Genomic DNA, 21,424 nt, shown 5'->3' on the forward strand with positions numbered 1-21,424 from the left:
GGTCGTCGCGACCGTAAATCATGGACAGGAATCGTGAGTTGCTGGAGCGGTTGTGGCCGACGGACGACCAGTTGGCGCTGTCGGCGGAGGCCGAACACGAGTTGCGCGCCGAGGACTACGTGCTGGAGATGCCGCAGTCCGGCGAGCGCATCGTCGGGCGGGACCGGATGCGGGCGATGCAGCAGGAATACCCTGCGCCACCGTCGATCCAGATCCTGCGCATCACCGGTGCGGGCGACCACTTCGTCGTACTGGGCCGCTCGGACTACAGCGGCGACATCTACTACGTCGCGAACGTCGTCGAGTTCAAGGACGGGCGGATCGCGCGCGAGACCCGGATCTACGGTTCGCCGTTCGATCCGCCGCAGTGGCGCGCGAAGTACGCCGAGTGACTACTTGGCGACCTCGGTGGCGCGGGATTCGCGGACGACGGTGACCCGGATCTGGCCCGGGTAGGTCAGCTCCTCCTCGACCTGCTTGGCGATGTCGCGCGCCATCACCTGCGCGGCGATGTCGTCGACCGCGTCCGGCAGCACCATCACGCGGATCTCCCGGCCGGCCTGCATCGCGAACACCTTCTCGACACCGTCGTGGTGCATCGCGATCTCCTCGAGCCGCTCGAGCCGCTGCACGTACGCCTCCAGCGACTCGCGCCGCGCACCCGGCCGGCCGCCACTAACCGCATCCGCGGCCTGGGTCAGTACGGCCTCGACGGTCCGCACCTCGACCTCGTTGTGGTGGGCCTCGATGCAGTGCACGACGTCGTCGTTCTCGCCGTACTTGCGGGCCAGCTCCGCACCCACGATCGCGTGACTGCCCTCGGACTCGTGCGTCAGCGCCTTGCCGATGTCGTGCAGGAACGCGCCGCGCTTGCACAGCTTGGGATCCAGCCCGAGTTCGGCCGCCATCATGCCGGCGATGTGCGCCGACTCGATCAGATGCTTCAGCACGTTCTGCCCGTACGACGTGCGGTACCGCAGCAGGCCCATCGTCCGGATCAGCTCGGGGTGCAGGTCGGTGATGCCGACCGCCGCCATCGCGTCCTCGGCCGCACGCTCACACAGCTCGGCAACCTCGCCGCGACTGCGCTCGTAGATCTCCTCGATCCGGCTCGGGTGGATCCGGCCGTCCAGCACCAGCGAATCCAGGGTCAGCCGCGCGGTCTCCCGGCGTACCGGATCGAAGCAGGACAGCAGCACGGCTTCAGGGGTGTCGTCGATGATCAGGTTGACGCCCGTGGTCTGCTCGAACGATCGGATGTTGCGACCCTCGCGGCCGATGATCCGGCCTTTCATGTCGTCGCTCGGCAGGTGCACCACCGAGACGACCGACTCGCTGGTCTGCTCCGACGCCAGCCGCTGCACCGCGCCGGTGATGATCTTGCGTGCCTTGGTCTCGCCCTCGTCCAAGGCCTGCCGCTCGATCTCACGGACGATCGAATGCGCGTGCCGCTTCGCCTCCGCCTCGATCGACGCGACCAGCTCCGCCTTCGCCTGCTCGGAGCTGAGGTTCGCGACGCCTTCCAGGATCCGGCGGCGTTCCTCCTCGAGGTTCCTGATCTCGGCCTTGCGCTGATCCAGCTCCGCGAGTTGCGCGGTCAGCTCGATCTGGCGTTCCTCGATCGAACGGTGCTGCTCGTCGAGCCGCTCCTCACGCTCGGTCAGCCGGTGGTCGCGACGCTCCATCTCCAGCCGCTGCTCGCGCAGGTCGTCCCGGATCGACTGGGCCTCGGTCTCGGCTTCCCGGCGTACGTCGGACGCGCGGTGCTCGGCCTCACGCCGTACCTCAGAGGCGCGGTCCTCCGCGGCGCGGCGGATCTCCTCGGCGCGTTTCTCGGCCGTCTCCGCGCGGGTCCGCAGTACGGCGGCCTCCTCCTCGGCCTGGCGGCGTACCAACTCCGCGGCGGACTTGGCGCCGGCGGCGATGGTGGCTGCCTCGAGTTGGGCGTTGGCGGCGGCCGCGGTGTTGTCGGCGGCCTTGCGGCGGGAGAGCGTGAAGCCGATCCAGGCCAGCAGGCCCGCGATCAGCAGTCCGATCAGGGTCAGCCCGACTGACGTCGCCGTCGGCATGGCCGCGAGTGACATCGGCTTCTCCCCTCGTCGAGTCACGCACCGGGCGGGACTGTGGCGTCGGTCGAAGGGATCCGCCTACGGTCGAGGAGACGGTACGGCTGAACGCACCACCGGGGTTTCCGGGGTGCGCGGTCCGTCCGTTGTGACGGTACTGCTCGCTGACGGTGCCGATTGTGACCGCTGCCGTCGCCGTTTCCGGGTGTGCGTCACCCAGGAACAGACTTCAGGCCGCTGTCACCGCCGGATCCGTCCGCCGCGGTGCCGTCCAATCGACGGCGTACGAGTCGCCGTCGTCATCCTTCAGCTCGGTCGAGCGTGGTTTCGTGTTTTCTCCGGCCGGTCAGCCGGTCATCAACCGACCCGCCGGTGCTATGTCCGCCACCGTCAGGTGGAGTGATCCCTTACTGATTCCGAGGCTAGGCGCGCCCCACCACCCGGTCAAGAAGGACACTCACACCCCACCCACCCAAACCACTCCCCCGACTGGTCTACTCCACATCTACGGTTGTGCTCGGGCCTCAACCAGCAACGAAGTCGCGAATCACCCCGACCGCGGTGACCAGGAACGCACCGACGGCGATCAGCACATTCAGCCGGTCGTACCTCGGCTGACTCGCCTTCGCAGTCACAGCGCGGCCCGGCTTCGGCTGCGGTTCGGCCCGCACGGCCACGAGACCGTCGAAGTCGTCCCGCGGCCACATGAGTCTCGGTAGGCCGACGTACCTCGGTCCGCGAACCAACCGGGGCAGACCGCGTTTGCTGCCGACGTGGTACTTGCAGGTCCCGATCAGTCCCCGGACCAGCCACTTGCACGGTTGATGCTTCCGGGTTTCGACCCTGCACATGGCCAGCTGCAGGAACACGACATAGACCAGCCACATCAGCGCGAGGTACAGAGCCGTCCGCCAGCTGTGGCTGTAGATCGCGAGCGCGGCGCAAGCCGCCAGGAGCCATCCCCACGAACGGAACTGCGCCGACCGACTCCCACCGCGCCGTCGCGTTCTGCCCATGCCATCCTCCCCAGGATGACACTCTAGGATTGCTCGACTACTCTCCGCATTGCTGTACGGCGGGTCGCCTTGACATCGAGTACTCCCGCGCAACGCATGCGGCAGTCGTCCTCGGGGGAGGACGACTGCCGGGTGGATTGAGTCAGGGGCGGGGGCCGGGGAGGTCGTTGGAGTCTTGGCCTGTGACGGTGCTGCCGGTTTGGGTGCCTTCGGGGGTTGAGCCGGCTGAGCTGGTCGGCTCGGCCGACGGGTCTGGCGCGTCGCCGCCGACTACGCCGCCGTCGACTGCTTCCTCGGTCGACTCGGCCGCATCACGGGCCGCCTCGCTGGTGTCGCTGCCTGCTTGGGTGGTGTCGCGGGGAGGCTCGGGGGCTTCGCCGGAGGTTGCGGGGTCGACGCCGCCGCCGGGCGACGGGACTCCGCCCGCCTCGCCTTCAGTGGTCTGTCCGTCGACGTAGTCGCCGACCTTCTTCTGCATGGCGTCGACCTTCTCCGCGTGTTTCCCGCCGGTGTGCTTGTCGATCAGGTCGCCGGCCTTCTCCGCACCGGCTTTGATCTTGTCCGGGTTCTGCTTGACGACGTTCCGGAGCCAGTTCTTCGCCTGTTCCTGGAAATCGCTCATTGCACCCTCCGCGGTGTCAGGGGCGGATCGACGAAAATCCCCAGCGTACGGGCCGGACCAAACACCGGCCCCACTTCGGATAACACACCGTCACACCGCAACCGTCAACGCCCCTCGCCGCCCACAGCCCCGCAGATTCCGCCCTTCACTCTCCGTCCGCACCGACTCCGGCGGCTAAGTCTTGCTCTTGCCGAGGTGCGCTTTCGCCACCAAGGGCGGTGCGTGGACCAGCCAACCGTCGAGGAGCGCCTCTCTCAGGACGGACTCCGGGACCTCATCCAACTGGATCAGTACGGCGGCATAACCATTGAAATGCGGGATCGTGAAGAACCCGTCGGCCGCACGAGCCGCCAGCACCGCTTCCTTCTCGCTGAGATCCTCCACCGTGACGGCCAGAATCGGCCCGTCCGGCGGGGCTTCGTCGCCGAAGCGTCGCAGATCCGCCTTACTGAAAGGCCGTTCCCAGGCGTACGCCTTGCCTCCGACAGCCCAGGTGCGATTGCCGTGCCTCGTCGTCTCCATGGTCTCGGGCAGTGCCGCGACCAGCCGCTCCACGTCCTCCAGGGTCGCCATAACCCTCAAGCTACAGCGTCGTTCAGGCCTCTACCGCACGATGGCGTGACCAGGCGATGGGGCGATCGCCTGGGCACGCCGGTTCGTCAGAGACGGTGGCGGGTGCCGCGTTCCTGGTGCGGAACCACCTGCGCGGCACCGGGGAAGGTCGGGGCCGGGAACTGCGCGGTCTCGTAGGTGGCCAGGTTCAGCCGGGAGCCCGTCTCCGGGAGGAGCGGGGGCTTCGCGGCGTGGTCCTGGCGGAAGACGGAGGTGAGGTCACCGAAGGTCTTGCGACGCCACTGGCTGATGTTGGTCTCGCGTACGCTGGTCAGCTTCTCCAGGAACTGCAGGACCGAGGTGTGGTCGAACTTCTGGCTGGTCACCCAGCCCCCGGCTGTCCACGGCGACACGATGATGCACGGCACCCGGAACCCGCCGCCGATCGGCAGGTCCAGGGCGTACTCGTCCGGCGTACCGGCCGGCGCGGTCGGGGGAACGACGTGGTCGAACAGGCCGTCGTTCTCGTCGTAGTTGAGGATGAAGACGGTCTTCTTCCAGACGTCCGGGTTGGCGGCGATCGCGGCGATCTTCGAGGCGACGAAGTCGGCGCCGGCGGCCGGCATCTCCTTCGGGTGCTCCGAGACGCCACCGGCCGTCATCAGCCAGGAAACCGTGGGCAGTTGGTCGTGCAGAGCGTCGTACTCGAACTGGCCGAGCGACGAGACCTTCATGCCCTTCTCGTACAGCGGCGTACCGGGGGCGGCATCCTGGAATTGCTGGAAGTGCGGCAGCATGTTGTAGCTGTTCAGGCCGACCTGGTCCTGGTACACCTTCCAGCCGACTCCCGCAGCCTCGAGGCGTTCGGCGTACGTCGTCCAGCGGTACGCGCCGTTCGGCAGGGAGTTCGAGGTGATCGGACCACCGAGCGTGCCGCCCGGGTCGACCATGCCGGTCTGCCAGTACAGGCGGTTCGGCCAGGTCGGGCCCTGCACCGAGCAGTGGTACTGGTCGCAGATCGTGAAGGCATCGGCGAGCGCGTACTGGAACGGGATGTCGTCGCGGGTGTAGTAGCCCATCACGTACGGCCCGTTGGCCTTGTCCGCGGTGCGGTGCGCGGGCAGCCAGTTGTCCATCTTGCCGCCGTTCCACGCCTGGTGCTGGACCGAGTACGCGTGGCTGGTGGACGGGATGGCCTGCGAGTTCGTCGAGTGGGTGTCGAGGTGGAACGGCAGCAGGTAGCCGTCCGGGTTCTCCGCGTCGGGCTGGTGGAACACGTTGCGTCCGGTGGACAGCTTGATCGCCTGCGGGTCGTCGAACCCGGCCACTCCGGACAGCGTGCCGAAGTAGTGGTCGAAGCTGCGGTTCTCCTGCATCAGCATCACGACGTGCTTGATGTCGCCGAGCCGGGCCGGCCGCGGCGGTGGGGTGGCCAGGGCCTTCTGCACGCTCGCGGGCATCAGGGCTGCGGCGGCACCAAGGCTGGCGGTCGCGGCGGCGCCGCCGAGGAAGCGGCGGCGGGTGAAGTCGGACATTGGGCGGAACCTCTCGAAGGTAGGCGGTGATTCCGTCAATGACCTTCCGCCTCGAAGGTGTCCGTCACCCGGCCCGTGCTCCAACGCCGCGGAACTAGTTTCCGAGCACAACCTTTTGCGGAGGTTAACTGATTAAGCACACGCCGAGCCCACCGTCACGTCCCGCCCCACGGTGGTAGAGGCCCGTCCCGCTGCGCGGTGGCAGTGGCTCGTCCCGCCTCACGGTGGTATTGGCTCGTCCCGCCTCATGGTGGTAGCAGAGGTTGGGACTGGCTTGGGTTGCGGTGGAATTAGTCGGGTTCCAGGCCGGAGGGGTCCAGGAGTGGGAGTTCTTCGTGGCTGGCGGCGAGCTCTTGTTTGATGACTGTCATCGCGAGGCCACCGGGGTAGCCCTTGCGGGCCAGCATTCCGAGCAGGCGGCGCATGGCGACCTGGCGGTCGAGCGAACGCATCGACGGGAGCTTGCGGCGAACCAGAGCGCGGGCGGTTTCTTCCTCCTGGTCCGGATCCAGTTCGTCCAGCGCGTCGCGCGCCAACTGATCGTCCACGCCCCGACGGCGGAGCTCCTGGGCCAGAGCTCGTTTGCCAAGCCCGCGACCGCGGTGCCGGGACTCGACCCACGCGTTCGCGAAGGCCGCGTCGTCGATCAACCCGACCTCGGTAAACCGATCCAGCACCTCCTCCGCCACGTCCTCCGGGATCTCCCGCTCGGCCAGCAGATCCGCCAACTCGGCCCGCGTCCGCGGCTGCCCGGTCAGCTTGTCCAGCAAAATCGTCCGCGCCACCGATTGCGGATCCTCCACCCCATCCAGCCCGGGATCCCCCGGCCCGTCGGGCTCATCCGCCGACCGCCGACTCCCCCGCCGACCCCCACCAAAACTCCGCCGAGCCACCGTCCGCCGCCCGCGAGTTCCACGTCCACCCGAGGACTCACCACCCGCCGATGCCTGCTTCGTCGTACGCCGAGCTGGGCCAGTGTCCAGCGACTCCTCCACAGGAACCGCGCGACCCCGACCTGCGCCCGCTTCCAGCGCGTCGTCCAAAGGAACCGCGCGACCCCGACCTCGGCCCGCGTCCAGCGGATCCTCCGCGCCAACCGCTCGACCCCGAGCTGGGCTCGTGTCCAGCGGGTCCTCCGCGTGAACCGCGCGACCCCGACCTCGACTCGTGTCCAGCGGGTCCTCCGCGTGAACCGCTCGACCCCGACCTCGGCCCGCGTCCAGCGGGTCCTCCGCGTGAACCGTTCGACCTCGAACTGGGCTCCGGTCCGTCGGGTCTGTCCCGGGGAGCGTCGGGTCGGGCGCGGGAACCGTTCGACGTCGGGCTGGGCTCGCGTTCAGCCGGTCCGCCGCAGGAACAGCCGGGTCGCTCGACCGATCGATCGACTCCACACCTGATGCAATCGCCTCCGCGGAGCTTGCGGACCTGTGTTCGCCTGATGTCTGAGTGATAGGTGATTGCTCGCCGGCAGGCTGGCTGGTAGTGGCTGCCGTACCTCGACGCAGCTCGGGGCTGGCCGGGTTATCAGCAGCAGAACCATCTGAGTCGCCCCACGGATCGGCCGCAGCCGGGCTCTGATCTCGCGCAGGATTGCGCCCCGGCTGATCGTTGCCTGACGCCCCGGTCGCTACCTCAAACCGGTCAAATCCAGGATCGCGATTGGTCGTGTCTCGCGCCGGGCTCGGCTCCGGGGTGTCGGCGGCAAACGCTCGTGCTTCCGCCTGCCGGTCAGCGCTCCTCGCCTCGGATGCTCGTACGGCCCTGTCATCCAGATCGCCCCACGGGTCGACAGGCTTCGGATCCGAGCCACGTCTCGAGGTGTTCCGGGGCCGGCGGCGCTGACTTGAGGTTTGAGCGCTCCCGTCCGCCGGTTCCTCAGTGCTGCTCGGGGACGCTTCGGAGTCTGCCCACGGGTCATCGGCCCCGGCGGTTCGCCTGATCCTGCCTGCGCGAGGCCGGGCTGACGTCGGGTCCAACGGATCGTCATCCGCGAACGGATCCGACCACGACTCGGCGCGATTGGCACCAGAGCCGCGATCACGGCCCGCACTGCGAGAGGCTCGCTGATCCGAACGGCGCTCGGTAGACCGACGACCAGCCCGGGATGCGTCTCCGGACGGTTCGTTGCCTTCGCCGGATCCTGCCGAAGCACCACCGGCTGCTGCTGGGCCGCGGGCGAGGAGGTGTCGGGCTAGGGCCAGGCGGTCGGCGTGTGGGAGAGACAGCGCCGCGGGGGCAGCGTTGTCGGCAGTGGTCTGCCGAGGAGCGCTGCCACCCGCGGTGGGGTGATCAGAAGTCGACATCGACCTCGGCCGTGGCGGCCGCGTCGGCCGGTGCGTCCAGCGTCGGGCCGATGCCCATCTTCTCCTTGATCTTCTTCTCCAGCTCGTTGGCCAGATCGGGGTTGTCGCGCAGGAAGTTCCGCGCGTTCTCCCGCCCCTGACCGAGCTGGTCGCTCTCGTAGGTGAACCAGGCACCGGCCTTGCGGACGAAGCCCTGATCCACACCGAGGTCGAGCAGGCTGCCCTCGCGGCTGATGCCCTGGCCGTAGATGATGTCGAACTCGGCCTGCTTGAACGGCGGGGCCACCTTGTTCTTCACGACCTTGACGCGGGTCCGGTTACCGACGACGTCGGTGCCGTCCTTCAGCGACTCGATCCGGCGCACGTCCAGCCGCACCGACGCGTAGAACTTCAGCGCCTTACCACCGGTCGTCGTCTCCGGGGAGCCGAACATGACGCCGATCTTCTCGCGCAGCTGGTTGATGAAGATCGCGGTCGTGTTCGTCCCGCTGACCGCACCGGTCATCTTCCGCAGCGCCTGGCTCATCAGCCGGGCCTGCAGACCGACGTGGCTGTCACCCATCTCACCCTCGATCTCGGCCCGCGGCACCAGCGCGGCCACCGAGTCGATCACGACGATGTCGATCGCGCCGGAGCGGACCAGCATGTCGGCGATCTCCAGCGCCTGCTCACCGGAGTCGGGCTGCGAGACCAGCAGCGCGTCGGTGTCGACGCCCAGCTTCCGCGCGTACTCCGGGTCGAGGGCATGCTCCGCGTCGATGAAGGCCGCGATCCCGCCGGCGCGCTGAGCGTTCGCGACCGCGTGCAGGGCGACCGTCGTCTTACCGGAGGATTCCGGACCGTAGATCTCCACCACGCGACCGCGCGGCAGCCCGCCGATCCCGAGCGCGATGTCGAGCGCGATCGACCCGGTGGGGATGACCTCGATCGGCGGCCTGTTCTGCTCCCCGAGGCGCATCACCGAACCCTTGCCGCACTGCCGCTCGATCTGCGTCAGCGCAGTCGCGAGCGCCTTCTCGCGATCGCTCGCCGCGCGCTCCGCACTCGCCGTTGCACCAGCCATGTGACTGCCACCTGACCCATCTCATAATCGGGGCCGCTTCCCAGCCGCCCGGAGGACTTCTCGTGTCGCCAGAGAAGATATCCATCACGTCGGACAGTTTTCGCCGCCACTTCGAATCTGTGGACAACTTCGGCCGTCCGGCGCACCTTCAGGGACCAAGCTATCCCGAACACCTGTTCGAATCGCAACTGACACGCCGAAGTCTGCCCGGGCAACCATCCTGGACCGCCCACTCCCTACTCTTGCGGGCGTGGCAGACCGTCCCGACGTCCCCGACGCAGCCGTCGTCCTGGCCCTCAGCCGGGTCGAGTTCGGCATCGACTCCGTGCTCGACGCGCTCCGCACCCAGGACCCGTTCGGCATCCGCAGCATCCTGGTCGAGTACTCCGCGCAGGAGCGCCCCAACCTGGCCGAGAAGGCCCTCATCCTGGCCATCGACCGGCTGTTGAAGATGAAGGTGCCCGGTCACACCGAGTGGCCGACGCTGCCGTTGGCAGATCGCTGCGACTGGTGGGTAGAGCGCCTCGGCGGGTTCGCCGCGATCGTCGCGGGCCTCCCCCGGATCGGCGGCGCGGCCGCGGACCGGCTCCCGGTCAAGGACACGCTCGGTGCGGCCGTCCAGGCCATGGTCATCGGTGCGGTCTGCCGCGAGTACGGCGTCGAAGCGCATGCCGACCGTACGGCGGTGATCGCACGCGTACTCACCGACCGGCCCATCACGCCGGACGACGTCCTCGAGTACGACGACCCGACGTCAGCCGGCCAGGACGTCGCCAAGCAGTTGGGATTCGGCGATGAGTCCGAGGAAGCCGGCCTGCGCAAGGGCGTCCGCCTGGTGTGGCGGATCAGCAAGCTGTTCGGCGGGCTCGGCGACGTGTTCGAGGAGCGCCCCCGCGGCAGCATCGGGGCCCGATTCGTCGGCAAGCTGCCGGTGGTCGGGATGGTCGGTGGGTTCTTCGACGAGCGCCTGGCCATCCGCAAGGCGGCGTACCGGGCTGCGGACCTCCTCACCACCAGCGCGTTCCGGGTCAAGCCGGTCTGAGCCCAGGACTGGGGGTACGGACGTCGGCCTGGGATGATCTCGGCATGACTGGGATCGTCATCGTGCGTCCGGACGACAGCTGGCCCGCGCAGTACGAGAAGACCGCTCGGGTGGTGAGCGAACTGCTGGGCGAGACCGCACAGCGGATCGATCACATCGGATCGACGTCCGTACCGGGACTGCCCGCCAAGGACATCATCGACATGCAGGTGACCGTCGGGACGGAACCAGAGCTCGACGACGTGGTGGAACGCATGGCCGCCGCGGACTGGGAGGTCCGCCCACCGAAACGCGACCACCCGGTGCCTGGCCTCCCGGCCGACGACCTGCAATGGGTCAAGCGACTACTGGTGGAGCCGATGTACCGGCGGCGCGTGAACCTGCACATCCGCGTCGCTGGTCGAGCCAACCAGCGCTATGCGCTGCTGTTCCGGGACTACCTCCGCAACCACCCGGACACCGCTCGCGCCTATGGGGAGTTCAAGGTGCGCGCGGCTGCGTTGCCGATCGAGTCGACGGCGGAGTACTCCGATCTGAAGGACCCGGTCTGCGATCTCATCTACCTGCCTGCCGAGGAGTGGGCCGCCCGTACCGGCTGGACTGCCTGAAACACAGGGTGAGGGGAGTACTACTCCGGGGTCGTTGACCCTGTCGCGGTGCAGCCACCACGCTGGATTCGGGGGGTACGTGGCGTCCCTCCGTAGGGGGCGTGGTTCGGGTGGGCGGAGTGGGTCGGCTGGCGGCGTTGCCGTGCGGCAAGGTGTCGAAGTGGATCGTGCTGGGACTGTGGATCGTGGCCATGGCCGCGGCGTTCAGTCCGGCCGGCAAGCTGACGGGCGCTCAGGAGAACGACGCCGTCTCGTGGCTGCCGGGCAAGGCGGAGTCCACCGAGGTCCTGAAGGCGACGCAGCAGTTCTCGTCGCCGGATGAGATCCCGGCAGTGCTCGTGTACGAGCGATCGTCCGGTATCACTGCGGCCGATCGGCAAGCGGTCACGCAACACCTGGCGCAGTTCGCGCAACTCGAGAACGTCGACCGCGAGGTGGTCGGGCCGCTGCCGTCCGAAGACGGCAAGGCCCTGCAGGTCCTCGTACCGATCAACGCGGGCAGCGGAGGCTGGGAGACGATCGGCGCACGCGCGGACGACATCAGACGCGTTGCCGCGGACCGGCCGGACGGTCTGTCGTTCCACCTCACCGGACCAGGCGGATTCGCCGCTGATTCGCAGGAGGCGTTCGCCGGTATCGACGGCAAACTCCTGTACTCCGCCGCGGCTGTGGTGATCATCATCCTGCTGCTGACCTATCGCAGTCCGGTGCTCTGGTTGCTGCCACTGGTGTCGGCAGGTGTCGCACTCTTCGCAGCGCAGGCTGTCGTCTACTACCTCGCCACCAAGGCGGATCTGACCGTCAACGCCCAGAGTGCAGGCATTCTGACCGTTCTGGTGTTCGGCGCTGGGACGGACTATGCCTTGTTGCTGGTCGCCCGCTATCGGGAAGAGCTCCGAAGGCACGAGGACCGGCACGAGGCCATGGCCTTTGCTATGCACCGCGCAGGCCCGGCAATCGTCGCCTCCGGCTCAACCGTGGTGGCGGGCATGCTCTGTCTGCTCTTCGCGTCGATGAACTCGACCCGTGGCCTTGGACCGGTCGCAGCGGTCGGCATCGTCGTCGCACTACTCGCCATGCTGACTCTGCTACCCGCTCTGCTCGTCATCTGCGGCCGCTGGGTGTTCTGGCCGCTCCGTCCGACGTACGGCTCGGACGACCACACCGAGAACAGTGTCTGGGGTCGCATCGGACGGCGAATCGCCGTACGTCCGCGGCTGACCTGGATCACGACGTCCGTTGTCCTGGGGATCGCAGCCCTCGGCATCTTCCGCCTGGACCCGACCGGCCTGTCCAACGAGGAGTCGTTCGTCGGTACGCCGGACTCCGTGGTCGGCGAGAGAATCCTGGCCACCCACTTCCCAGCCGGTGCGGGCAACCCGCTGGTCGTGGTCAGCAACGAGGCCCAGGCAGAAGAGGTCCGTACGGCGATGGCCTCGACGCAAGGCATCGCGTCGGTGGCCGAACCGCAGACGGCCGATGGGTTGGCCTACCTCGAGGCCACCATGACGGACGCGGTGGACAGTCAGGCCGCGAAGGACACCGTGGATCGCGTCCGCGACGCCGTGCACGCAGTACCGGGTGCCGACGCGCGTGCCGGGGGTGGCGCGGCGATTCTGCTCGACACCCAGCGGGCGGCCGATCAGGACAACAAGGTGATCATCCCGATCGTGCTCCTGGTGGTGTTCCTCATCCTCGCCCTGCTGCTGCGGGCGCTGCTCGCACCGGTGTTGCTGGTGGCAACGGTCGTGCTGTCGTTCGGCGCGGCGCTGGGGATCAGCGCGCTGGTGTTCGACGCGCTCGGGTTCGAGGGGGCGGACACGTCGCTGCCGTTGTTCGTCTTCGTCTTCTTGGTTGCCCTGGGCATCGACTACAACATCTTCCTGATGACGCGCGTGCACGAGGAGTCGAAAGTGCACGGCACCCGGCGTGGTGCGCTGATCGGCGTCGCCGCGACCGGAGGGGTGATCACGTCGGCCGGACTGGTGCTGGCGGGGACGTTCGCGGTGCTGGCGACACTCCCGGTGGTGGCGTTCGCCGAGATCGGCATCGCGGTCGCGCTCGGCGTCCTGCTCGACACCATCATTGTCCGCTCGGTGCTGGTCACCGCGCTCAACCTGGACGTCGGCCGGCACCTGTGGTGGCCGAGCAAGCTGGCGCATCAGCGCGATCCGGAACCTGCCGACGAACTGCCTGAGCCGGAGCCCGAGCTGTCCAGCACCTGACCGTCAGCGTTCGCTGGGCGGCAACTGCAGGTGGGCCCAGACGGCACGCCAGACCGTCTTGGCGTGCTCGCCGTCGGCCAGCGCCTCGACGACCGTCCGGCCGCCGAGGTCGCGGACGACCTGCGTCTCGGCCCAAGTCCGTGCGTACGCGGGACCGAGATGCTGGTCCATCCGCGCCCAGAACTCCGTCAGTCTCATGCCTGCCCGTCGTCGTCCTTCGGTGGCTGTCCCCAACCACCCTGTGAGCCGTCCTGCGGTCCAGGCCGGCCCGGCGGAGGCGGCGGCACCGGCCGCTGTCCTGGACCGGGCTGTCCCTGACCAGGCTGTCCTGGAGCGGGCTGTCCCGGACCAGGTTGCTGCCCCGGAGCGGGTTGCTGGCCCTGGCCGGGCTGCTGCCCCCAGCTGCCCTGCCCCTGCTGCGGCGGCTGTCCCTGCTGACCCCACTGCCCCTGCTGAGGTTGTCCAGGGTACTGCGGCTGCCCGGGCTGCCCCGGGTACGGCGTCTGCCCCGGCTGTCCCTGACCCGGTTGCCCCGGATACTGCCCCGGTTGGCCGCCGTACTGGCCGCCGGGCGGGTAGCCGCCCTGCCCGCCGTACCCAGGCTGACCCGGGTACTGCCCCGGCTGCCCGCCGTACTGCGGGCCCCACTGTCCCTGCTGCGGTTGGCCCGGATACTGCCCTGGGTACTGCGCGTACGCCTGTTGTCTCCTGCGACCACGCAGCACGAAGAACACCACCGCCGCAGCGGCCAGCAACAGCAGCACAGCGATCACGATGATCAACCAGAGCGGGAAGGTGCTGCCCGCCTCCGAAATCAGCGACACCTTGCCGAGCTTGTCCAGGCTGTCGTACGTCGCCGTCCGGCCGCTGATCGACGCACCGTCGTCGTGCTCGAGGATCCTGCCCGGCATCGTGATCTTGAAGTTCACCGACGGCTGCGTGCCGGACGGGACCTGACCGAGATCGGACTCCTTCACCGAGACGATGATCCGGTTGCCCTCCTTGCGGAAGCCGACGCCCTCACCGGTCGACGTGCCCATCTTCTCGAACGGAACACTGTCGAACTGGCAGGTGGAACCGACGTACTGATCGTCCTCGAACGGCTTGCAGCTGACACCGTCGGTGGTCAGCTCCTTGATGGCGTCCTCGACGCGGCTGCGGATCTTCTCCAGCGACTGACCGCTGGACTCCACCAGCTGCTTGTCGACGCCCATCTCCATCGTGCCCGAGACCGTCTCGTTCGAGCTGACCTTGAGGTCGGCGTCGAGCTTCACGCATCCGGTGAGCGCGACCAGGCACGCCACGACGACAAGCGCTGCACGTACGCGGTTGATCATGCCCACGATCATTCCAGACGGTGCGGACATCGCCCTCGGTCCGGGGCGATCCGGGCGGGCGTGAAACTGTCGGCGGTACCCGGCAAGATGGCGACGTGACGAAAACCAGCGCGTTGAGCCGGTTCTCGCCCGCGACCCGGGCGTGGTTCGGCGACGTCTTCGAGGCGGCCACCCCGGCCCAGCTCGAGGCGTGGGACGCCATCACCGCTGGCCGGGATGCGCTGGTGGTCGCCCCGACGGGTTCGGGCAAGACCCTTGCCGCTTTCCTGTGGGCTCTGGACCGCCTGGCCACGACTCCCCCGCCGGACGACCCGAAGCTGCGGTGCCGGGTGCTCTACGTGTCGCCGCTGAAGGCCCTCGCGGTCGACGTCGAGCGCAACCTGCGCGCCCCGCTGATCGGGATCCGGGAGACGGCGCGGCGGCTCGGTGAGGCGCCGCTCGACATCGAGGTCGCGGTGCGCTCGGGAGACACGCCGGCCGGCGAGCGACGCCGCTTCGCCACCAGGCCGTCCGACGTACTGATCACCACGCCGGAATCGCTCTTCCTCTTGCTGACGTCGCAGGGACGCGAGTCGCTGCGCGGCGTGGAGACCGTGATCATCGACGAGGTGCATGCGGTCGCCGGGACGAAGCGCGGCGCACACCTGGCGCTCACTCTGGAGCGGCTGGACTCGCTGCTGCCCAAACCCGCGCAACGCATCGGCTTGTCGGCGACCGTGCGACCGGTCGACGAGGTGGCGCGCTTCCTCGGCGGCGAGCGGCCGGTGACCGTCGTCCAGCCCAAGTTCGCCAAACAGTGGGACCTGAGTGTCGTCGTGCCGGTCGAGGACATGGCCGAGCTGGCGAGCACCGAGCTGGAGACGTCCGGATCGGCCGCCGGTCCGCCGCAGCACGCATCGATCTGGCCGCATGTCGAGGAGCAGGTTTTCGACCTGATCGCGCAGCACAACTCCACGATCGTCTTCGCCAACTCACGCCGCCTGGCCGAGCGACTCACCGCCAGGCTGAACGAGATCGCCGCCGAGCGAGCCGAGCTGGAGCTTGCCGAAGCCGGTTCGCCGGCGCAGGTGATGGCTCAGTCGGGTGCCTCGCTCGCCGCTCCGCCGCTGGTCGCGCGGGCGCACCACGGTTCGGTCAGCAAGGAGCAGCGACAGCTGATCGAGGCTGATCTGAAGTCGGGGCGGCTGCCGTGTGTGGTCGCGACGAGCAGTCTCGAGCTCGGCATCGACATGGGCGCGGTCGATCTGGTGGTCCAGGTCGAGGCGCCGCCGTCGGTGGCCAGCGGGCTGCAGCGGGTCGGCCGTGCCGGTCACCAGGTGGGTGCGGTGTCGCGCGGAGTGCTGTTCCCCAAGTTCCGCGGCGACCTGATCGACACGGCTGTCGTCGTGCAGCGGATGCGGGACGGGCTGATCGAGAGCCTGCACATCCCGGCCAATCCGCTCGACGTACTGGCGCAGCAGATCGTCTCGATCGTCGCGCTGGACACGATCGACGCCGACGAGCTCTTTGCTTTGGTACGACGCTGTGCCCCGTTCGCGACGCTGCCACGATCGGCGTACGACGGAGTGCTCGACATGTTGTCGGGCCGGTATCCGTCGGACGAGTTCGCCGAGCTGCGACCGCGGATCGTGTTCGACCGGGTCAGCGGCGAGATCTCGGGGCGGCCGGGCGCGCAGCGGCTGGCCGTGACCAGCGGTGGGACGATCCCCGATCGCGGGTTGTTCGGTGTCTTCCTGGTCGGCGAAACCACCAACCATCGGGTCGGCGAGCTGGACGAGGAGATGGTGTACGAGTCGCGGGTGGGCGACGTGTTCACCCTAGGTGCGTCGAGCTGGCGGATCGAGGACATCACGCACGACCGGGTGCTGGTCTCCCCTGCACCCGGACAGCCCGGGCGGTTGCCGTTCTGGAAGGGTGACGCGGTCGGCCGTCCGGCCGAGCTGGGCGAGGCGACCGGTGCGTTCATCCGGAAGATGGCCTCCCTCCCGGCGGGCAAAGCGGTCGAGCGTGCGCGAGCGGCCGGCTTGGACGAGTACGCGGCGAACAACCTGGTCTCGTACCTCGCCGAGCAGCGGGACGCGACGAGCCGGGTGCCCGACGACGTGACCGTGGTCGTCGAGCGGTTCCGCGATGAGCTGGGTGACTGGCGAGTCTGCGTGCATTCGCCGTACGGCGGTCAGGTGCACGGGCCGTGGGCGCTGGCGATCGCGGCGAGACTGCGCGAGCGCTACGGGATGGATGCCCAGTCGGTGTCGGGGGACGACGGGATCGTGCTGCGGTTGCCGGAGACGGACGAGGCGCCCCCGGGTGCGGAGCTCGTGCTGTTCGACCCGGCAGAGATCGAGGATCTTGTCACCGGAGAGGTCGGCGGGTCGGCGCTGTTCTCTGCACGGTTCCGGGAGTGCGCTGCGCGGGCGTTGCTGCTGCCCCGGCGGAATCCTGGGCGGCGTTCGCCCCTGTGGCAGCAGCGCCAGCGGTCTGCGCAGCTCCTGAGTGTGGCGAGTAAGTACGGCTCGTTCCCGATCGTGCTGGAGACGTTGCGCGAGGTGCTGCAGGACGTCTACGACCTGCCGGCGCTGAAGGAGCTGCTGACGGGGATCAGCGAGCGGCGGATCTCGGTGGTCGAGGTAGAGACGTCCGAGGCCTCACCGTTCGCGAAGTCCTTGCTGTTCGGCTACGTCGGCGCCTTTATGTACGAGGGCGACACGCCGCTCGCGGAGAAGCGTGCGGCCGCGCTCGCGCTGGATCAGAGCCTGCTGGCGGAGCTCCTCGGGCGGACCGAGCTGCGCGAGTTGCTCGACGCCGAGGTGGTTCTGCGGACCGAGGCCGAGCTGCAGCGGCTCGCCGAGGATCGCCGCGCCCGCGATGGCGAAGGGTTGTTCGACGTACTGCGGATGGTCGGTCCGCTCTCGTTGTCCGAGGCGTCGCAGCGGTGCGTGGAGGGTGCTGATGCGGAGTCCTGGCTGACCGAGCTCGCGGCCGCTCGCCGGGTGGTGCGGGTCCGGATCGCCGGCGAGCACCGGTGGGCCGTGGTCGAGGATGTCGCACGTTTGCGCGACGCGCTGGGCGTACCGCTGCCACCAGGGGTTGCCGAGGCACATGCCGAGCCGGTCGCCGATCCGCTCGGCGATCTGGTGTCGCGGTACGCGCGGACGCACGGGCCGTTCCGGGCGATCGACCTTGCGACGCATCTGGGCATCGGTGTCGCCGTCGTCACCGACGCGTTGCGTCGGCTAGGTGCCGCGGGGCGCGTGGTCGAGGGCGAGTTCCTGCCCGGGGGCATCGCGCTGGAGTGGTGCGACAGCGAGGTGCTGCGCCTGCTCCGGCGGAGGTCACTGGCGGCACTCCGCAAGGAGGTCGAGCCGGTCGATCCGTCGGCGCTCGCGCGCTTCCTGCCTGCTTGGCAAGGCATCACCAGTAGCCGCGGGCGCGGGTACGACGTACTCCTCGGAGCAGTCGAGCAGTTGGCGGGATGCGCCGTGCCGGCATCGGCGCTGGAGTCGATCGTGCTGCCGTCGCGGGTGCCCGGGTATCAGCCGTCGATGCTGGATGAGCTGACGGCGACTGGCGAGGTCGTGTGGGCGGGTTCGGGCTCGCTGCCGGGAACTGACGGGTGGGTGTCGCTGCATCTCGCGGACAACTGCGACTTGACGCTGCCCGATCCGGATCCGTCGTTCGAGCCCGGGGAGACCCATCAGGCAGTGCTGGACGCGTTGTCGGGTGGCGGTGCGTTCTTCTTCCGTCAGTTGAGTGATGTCGTCGGCGCAGCCTCGGGTGTGGTGGACGATCAGACGCTGGTCGGCGTGTTGTGGGATCTCGTTTGGGCCGGACATCTGACGAACGACACGCTCGCACCGGTGCGATCACTGGTCGGCGGAGGTCGCGGCAGTCATCGGACCCGTCGTACGACGCCTCGTGCCCGGCCGGGTCGTCCGATCCGGCCCGGCCGCCCAGCCATGCCGGCGCGCAGTGGCCCTCCGACCGCTGGCGGGCGCTGGTCGCTGCTGCCGGAGCGGAGTGAGGATGCGACCCGGCGGGCCCATGCCGCGGCGGAAACGCTGCTCGATCGGTACGGGATCGTCACGCGTGGATCAGTGATCACCGAGCGGACGCCGGGCGGGTTCGCGGCGGTCTACAAGGTGCTGAGCGCGTTCGAGGAGTCCGGGCGATGCCGTCGCGGGTACTTCGTCGCCGGCCTCGGTGCGGCGCAGTTCGCGCTGCCCGGCGCAGTCGACCGGCTGCGTGCGATGGCTGAGCTCCCTGGCACGGCCCCGAGCGCCGACATCCGATCTATCCGAGTTGGTGCGGGCCGCAACCGCCGAGATGACGAGTTGTCGGCACGGGCCGTCGTACTGGCGGCCTCCGACCCGGCGAACCCTTACGGCGCGGCACTGCCTTGGCCGGAGCGCGAGAGTGCGAGCGGGCATCGACCGGGGCGGAAGGCCGGTGCGTTGGTCGTGATGGTCGATGGACAGCTGATCGTGTACGTCGAGCGCGGTGGGCGGACGGTGCTGAGCTTCGCCGAAGACCCCGATCTGCTGCAGCCGGCTGTTGACGCACTCGCGCTCTCGATCCGCGACGGCCAGCTCGGGAAGCTGAGTGTGGAGACAGCCGACGGCGAGCAGGTCCGGCATACCGCGTTCGGCGACGCTCTGGCCAAGGCCGGCTTCCATGCGACGCCGCGGGGCCTGCGGCTACGGGCCTGAGCCATGCCCGAGGGAGACACCGTGTGGCGGGCGTGCAAGCGGCTGCACCAGGCGCTCAGCGGGCAGGAGCTGACGGCGACAGACTTCCGCGTGCCTACGCTGGCGACGACCGATCTGAGCGGCCGGACCATGCTCGAGGTCATTGCGCGCGGCAAGCACCTGCTGATGCGTGTCTCCGGCGGGGTGACGATCCACAGCCACTTCCGGATGGACGGGACCTGGCATCTGTACCGGCCTGGCGAGCGTTGGCATGGCGGGCCGGACCACCAGATCCGCGCCGTGCTGGAGACCGCGGCGTGGAAGGCCGTCGGCTACCGCCTGCCGGTCCTCGAGTTGGTGGCGACGGACGCCGAAGACACCGTGGTCGGCCACCTCGGGCCGGACCTGCTGTCTCCTTCGTTCGACCGCGACCAGGCGATCGCGAACCTGGAGGCCGATCCCGCACGGACCATCAGCGAGGCACTCCTGGACCAGCGGAACCTGGCCGGAATCGGGAACTTCTACCGCAGCGAGGTCTGCTTCCTGCTCGGTCTCGACCCCTGGAGACCAGTCTCGGACGTCGACATCCCCGCCGCCGTCGACCTGAGCCGGCGGCTGATGAAAGCCAACCTGCGCAACGGCACCCAGGTGAGTACCGGCATCGACCGGCCCGGCCAGCGGTCTTGGGTGCACGAGCGCGCCGGCAAACAGTGCAGGCGCTGCGGCACGACGATTCGGACGGCGTCGATCGGCGAACCGACCCGCGAGCGGGTCAGCTACTGGTGTCCGGTGTGCCAGCCCGGCGCGCCGGACGGTGAGCCCGCGAACTGACCTGTGGACAACCCCGGCGACAGGCCGGAACACGGATATCTTCTCCGGCGTATCGAACATCTGTTCGAACGAGAGGAGAAGGTGATGTGCGACCGGTGCGGTGGTTTGACCGACGAGCAGTACTCGCGGCAATTGGTCCAGAACATCCAGACCTACGGCTGGACGATGCAGTACGTCGATGGCGACGGCGACCGCAATCCAGGGTTCGGCTACTCACTCGGGCTCAGCCTGCACGATCATCCGGAGATCATCGTCTTCGACGCCGATCCACGGTGGGCCTATCTGAGCGTGAAGCCGCTCGCCTGGGCGGTGCTGGGTGGCGCGGCGTTCGACGAGGGTGACGACCTGTCGGAGTACTTCCCGCCGCCGGAGCAGGCCGAGTTGCTGCGGTTCCCCGACTCGGCGACACATCTGTTCACTGCGAACAGCATGTTCAGGGAGCCCGGCGCCGGCCCGATACCGGCTTTGCAGCTGATCTGGCCGACCAGGACCGGCCTGATCCAGCCGGTCGCTCCCGGACGGAGCGTGTGATGACGTGCCTGAGTGTGGTGTCAGGCGGCGGAGGCAACGACCTCGGGCTCGATGGTCGGATGCGTCAGGACCAGGGCCTCTTCGCGGGCCAGGTCCTCGCTGACCTCGGCAAACACCGTCGACAGCGGGACCTCGAGCGCCATGCAGATTGCCGCGAGCAACTCGCTGGAGGCTTCCTTCTGGCCGCGCTCCACCTCGGACAGGTAGCCGAGACTGACGCGCGCGTCGGCGGATACCTCGCGGAGAGTGCGCCCCTGGCGCAGCCGCTTACGCCGCAGTACGTCGCCCAGCAGGCCACGAACCAGCACCATGAGCTTTCTCCCTTCCGCCTGTCCGGTCGTCTCTACCCGCACGGTAGCTCGACCGTAGGAACCAACGGTACCCGTTGCTGGGTCACTACTCGTCGCAATGTCCAGCTTCGGTGCGCCGTGCCAGTCTGCCTTACCTCTCCCCATGCTGGTCTCAACACACCGATGAGTCGAGATCTTCCGGCACAAGATCGACGGCGAGTTCCAGAACTGCCTGCACGCTCCGCCTGCGGACAGTTGCCCGGTCACCGCTCAACGCGAGCTTCCGCACCCGCACAGTGCCCGGTCCGGCGACGGCGACGTACACAATCCCGGCCTCAATGCCTCCCTGTGGGTCGGGTCCGGCTACACCGGTCGTCGCCAGCCCGTAGGTGGCGTCCAGACGCTCTCGTACGCCGTTGGCCAGGGCTGTGGCTGTGTCCGGGTGAACCGGCCCTACAGCCGCCAGCAGGTCCTCAGGCACGCCGGCCAGCTGGGCCTTCAGATCGGTTGCGTAGACGACCAGGCCGCCCCGGTAGACGGCCGACACGCCGGGTATGTCGGTCAGCGCTGCGCCGACCAGTCCGCCCGTCAACGATTCAGCAGTGGCCAGTGTCTCGCCACGGTCCTTCAGCCGCGCGACCAGCCGCCGTACTGCCTCGCCCAACTCGTCGTCCGCTCCCCCACCAACTACGACGCCGTCCGTCACTGCACCCTCCTT

General features: G+C 68.6%; 18 protein-coding genes. 7 read left to right on the forward strand and 11 right to left on the reverse strand.

All coding sequences use genetic code 11. The annotated features are described in order from the left end of the window. The first annotated feature begins 20 nt into the window (after nucleotides 1-20). Nucleotides 21-392 (forward strand): nuclear transport factor 2 family protein, encoded by a 372-nt coding sequence (locus AB0I34_RS37750; protein ID WP_360455166.1) that lies wholly within the window; start codon nucleotides 21-23, stop codon nucleotides 390-392. On the opposite strand, the gene rny is transcribed toward AB0I34_RS37750, so the two are convergent. The 7 genes from rny to recA form a co-directional block, all read right to left on the reverse strand. Further along, on the reverse strand, nucleotides 393-2,084 hold the full coding sequence (gene rny, locus AB0I34_RS37755; protein ID WP_360455169.1) for a ribonuclease Y: 1,692 nt from the start codon (nucleotides 2,082-2,084) through the stop codon (nucleotides 393-395). A gap of 506 nt (nucleotides 2,085-2,590) precedes the next feature. Beyond that, nucleotides 2,591-3,082 carry a hypothetical protein gene (locus tag AB0I34_RS37760; RefSeq protein ID WP_360455172.1) on the reverse strand — a complete coding sequence of 164 codons (492 nt, stop codon included), beginning with the start codon at nucleotides 3,080-3,082 and terminating at the stop codon, nucleotides 2,591-2,593. A 142-nt stretch (nucleotides 3,083-3,224) separates the two neighbouring features. Beyond that, on the reverse strand, nucleotides 3,225-3,704 hold the full coding sequence (locus tag AB0I34_RS37765) for an antitoxin (RefSeq protein ID WP_360455175.1): 480 nt from the start codon (nucleotides 3,702-3,704) through the stop codon (nucleotides 3,225-3,227). Between the two features lie 174 nt (nucleotides 3,705-3,878). Further along, nucleotides 3,879-4,277, reverse strand: a complete 399-nt coding sequence (locus AB0I34_RS37770) for an MmcQ/YjbR family DNA-binding protein (protein WP_360455178.1) — start codon at nucleotides 4,275-4,277, stop codon at nucleotides 3,879-3,881. An 86-nt stretch (nucleotides 4,278-4,363) separates the two neighbouring features. Continuing rightward, nucleotides 4,364-5,791 (reverse strand): alkaline phosphatase family protein, encoded by a 1,428-nt coding sequence (locus AB0I34_RS37775; RefSeq protein ID WP_360455182.1) that lies wholly within the window; start codon nucleotides 5,789-5,791, stop codon nucleotides 4,364-4,366. Between the two features lie 290 nt (nucleotides 5,792-6,081). Continuing rightward, a complete protein-coding gene (locus AB0I34_RS37780) occupies nucleotides 6,082-6,576 on the reverse strand; it encodes a regulatory protein RecX (RefSeq protein ID WP_360455185.1) in 495 nt (164 codons plus the stop codon). A 1,504-nt stretch (nucleotides 6,577-8,080) separates the two neighbouring features. After that, nucleotides 8,081-9,157 carry a recombinase RecA gene (gene recA / locus AB0I34_RS37785; RefSeq protein WP_131351723.1) on the reverse strand — a complete coding sequence of 359 codons (1,077 nt, stop codon included), beginning with the start codon at nucleotides 9,155-9,157 and terminating at the stop codon, nucleotides 8,081-8,083. 250 nt (nucleotides 9,158-9,407) lie between these two features. Here recA and AB0I34_RS37790 point away from each other — a divergent pair, with 250 nt between their 5' ends. The 3 genes from AB0I34_RS37790 to AB0I34_RS37800 all read left to right on the forward strand — a co-directional run bounded on the left by AB0I34_RS37790 (nucleotide 9,408) and on the right by AB0I34_RS37800 (nucleotide 13,032). After that, nucleotides 9,408-10,199: a hypothetical protein gene (locus AB0I34_RS37790; protein WP_360455188.1), complete on the forward strand. Its 792-nt coding sequence runs from the start codon at nucleotides 9,408-9,410 to the stop codon at nucleotides 10,197-10,199. Between the two features lie 44 nt (nucleotides 10,200-10,243). Next, nucleotides 10,244-10,807 carry a GrpB family protein gene (locus AB0I34_RS37795; protein ID WP_360455191.1) on the forward strand — a complete coding sequence of 188 codons (564 nt, stop codon included), beginning with the start codon at nucleotides 10,244-10,246 and terminating at the stop codon, nucleotides 10,805-10,807. Nucleotides 10,808-10,917: 110 nt separating this feature from the next. Next, complete coding sequence (locus AB0I34_RS37800) at nucleotides 10,918-13,032, forward strand: MMPL family transporter (protein WP_360455194.1); 2,115 nt, start codon at nucleotides 10,918-10,920, stop codon at nucleotides 13,030-13,032. A gap of 3 nt (nucleotides 13,033-13,035) precedes the next feature. On the opposite strand, the gene AB0I34_RS37805 is transcribed toward AB0I34_RS37800, so the two are convergent. Beyond that, nucleotides 13,036-13,230 (reverse strand): DUF3046 domain-containing protein, encoded by a 195-nt coding sequence (locus AB0I34_RS37805; protein WP_131351713.1) that lies wholly within the window; start codon nucleotides 13,228-13,230, stop codon nucleotides 13,036-13,038. Beyond that, nucleotides 13,227-14,369 carry a hypothetical protein gene (locus AB0I34_RS37810; RefSeq protein ID WP_360455197.1) on the reverse strand — a complete coding sequence of 381 codons (1,143 nt, stop codon included), beginning with the start codon at nucleotides 14,367-14,369 and terminating at the stop codon, nucleotides 13,227-13,229. Before AB0I34_RS37810 ends, AB0I34_RS37805 begins: the two co-directional genes overlap by 4 nt. 95 nt (nucleotides 14,370-14,464) lie before the next feature. On the opposite strand from AB0I34_RS37810, the gene AB0I34_RS37815 reads away from it, so the two are divergent. The 3 genes from AB0I34_RS37815 to AB0I34_RS37825 all read left to right on the forward strand — a co-directional run bounded on the left by AB0I34_RS37815 (nucleotide 14,465) and on the right by AB0I34_RS37825 (nucleotide 20,416). Next, the gene (locus AB0I34_RS37815) at nucleotides 14,465-19,075 is read left to right on the forward strand and encodes an ATP-dependent helicase (protein ID WP_360455200.1); all 4,611 of its coding nucleotides are present in this window, start codon (nucleotides 14,465-14,467) and stop codon (nucleotides 19,073-19,075) included. Between the two features lie 3 nt (nucleotides 19,076-19,078). After that, nucleotides 19,079-19,885, forward strand: coding sequence for a DNA-formamidopyrimidine glycosylase family protein (locus AB0I34_RS37820; RefSeq protein WP_360455203.1), 807 nt, complete (start codon nucleotides 19,079-19,081; stop codon nucleotides 19,883-19,885). 84 nt (nucleotides 19,886-19,969) lie between these two features. Continuing rightward, nucleotides 19,970-20,416 carry a DUF4262 domain-containing protein gene (locus AB0I34_RS37825; RefSeq protein WP_360455206.1) on the forward strand — a complete coding sequence of 149 codons (447 nt, stop codon included), beginning with the start codon at nucleotides 19,970-19,972 and terminating at the stop codon, nucleotides 20,414-20,416. Nucleotides 20,417-20,436: 20 nt separating this feature from the next. Here the strand turns inward: AB0I34_RS37825 and AB0I34_RS37830 are convergent, their stop codons facing one another. Continuing rightward, nucleotides 20,437-20,727 (reverse strand): helix-turn-helix transcriptional regulator, encoded by a 291-nt coding sequence (locus tag AB0I34_RS37830; RefSeq protein WP_360455209.1) that lies wholly within the window; start codon nucleotides 20,725-20,727, stop codon nucleotides 20,437-20,439. 151 nt (nucleotides 20,728-20,878) lie between these two features. Further along, entirely contained in the window at nucleotides 20,879-21,412 is a 534-nt protein-coding gene (locus AB0I34_RS37835; protein ID WP_360455212.1) for a CinA family protein, read from the reverse strand. Nucleotides 21,413-21,424: the final 12 nt, after the last annotated feature.

The organism is Kribbella sp. NPDC050281, from assembly GCF_040655855.1.
In the GTDB taxonomy this organism is placed as follows: Bacteria; Actinomycetota; Actinomycetes; order Propionibacteriales; family Kribbellaceae; genus Kribbella.

Coding starts and splice junctions, on each gene's coding strand:
- AB0I34_RS37830 (WP_360455209.1), bottom strand. CDS start 20,727: ATGGTGCTGGTTCGTGGCCTGCTGGGCGACGTACTGCGGCGTAAGCGG.
- AB0I34_RS37820 (WP_360455203.1), top strand. CDS start 19,079: ATGCCCGAGGGAGACACCGTGTGGCGGGCGTGCAAGCGGCTGCACCAG.
- AB0I34_RS37795 (WP_360455191.1), top strand. CDS start 10,244: ATGACTGGGATCGTCATCGTGCGTCCGGACGACAGCTGGCCCGCGCAG.
- AB0I34_RS37750 (WP_360455166.1), top strand. CDS start 21: ATGGACAGGAATCGTGAGTTGCTGGAGCGGTTGTGGCCGACGGACGAC.
- AB0I34_RS37775 (WP_360455182.1), bottom strand. CDS start 5,791: ATGTCCGACTTCACCCGCCGCCGCTTCCTCGGCGGCGCCGCCGCGACC.
- AB0I34_RS37810 (WP_360455197.1), bottom strand. CDS start 14,369: ATGATCAACCGCGTACGTGCAGCGCTTGTCGTCGTGGCGTGCCTGGTC.
- AB0I34_RS37805 (WP_131351713.1), bottom strand. CDS start 13,230: ATGAGACTGACGGAGTTCTGGGCGCGGATGGACCAGCATCTCGGTCCC.
- recA (WP_131351723.1), bottom strand. CDS start 9,157: ATGGCTGGTGCAACGGCGAGTGCGGAGCGCGCGGCGAGCGATCGCGAG.
- AB0I34_RS37765 (WP_360455175.1), bottom strand. CDS start 3,704: ATGAGCGATTTCCAGGAACAGGCGAAGAACTGGCTCCGGAACGTCGTC.
- rny (WP_360455169.1), bottom strand. CDS start 2,084: ATGTCACTCGCGGCCATGCCGACGGCGACGTCAGTCGGGCTGACCCTG.
- AB0I34_RS37760 (WP_360455172.1), bottom strand. CDS start 3,082: ATGGGCAGAACGCGACGGCGCGGTGGGAGTCGGTCGGCGCAGTTCCGT.
- AB0I34_RS37825 (WP_360455206.1), top strand. CDS start 19,970: ATGTGCGACCGGTGCGGTGGTTTGACCGACGAGCAGTACTCGCGGCAA.
- AB0I34_RS37770 (WP_360455178.1), bottom strand. CDS start 4,277: ATGGCGACCCTGGAGGACGTGGAGCGGCTGGTCGCGGCACTGCCCGAG.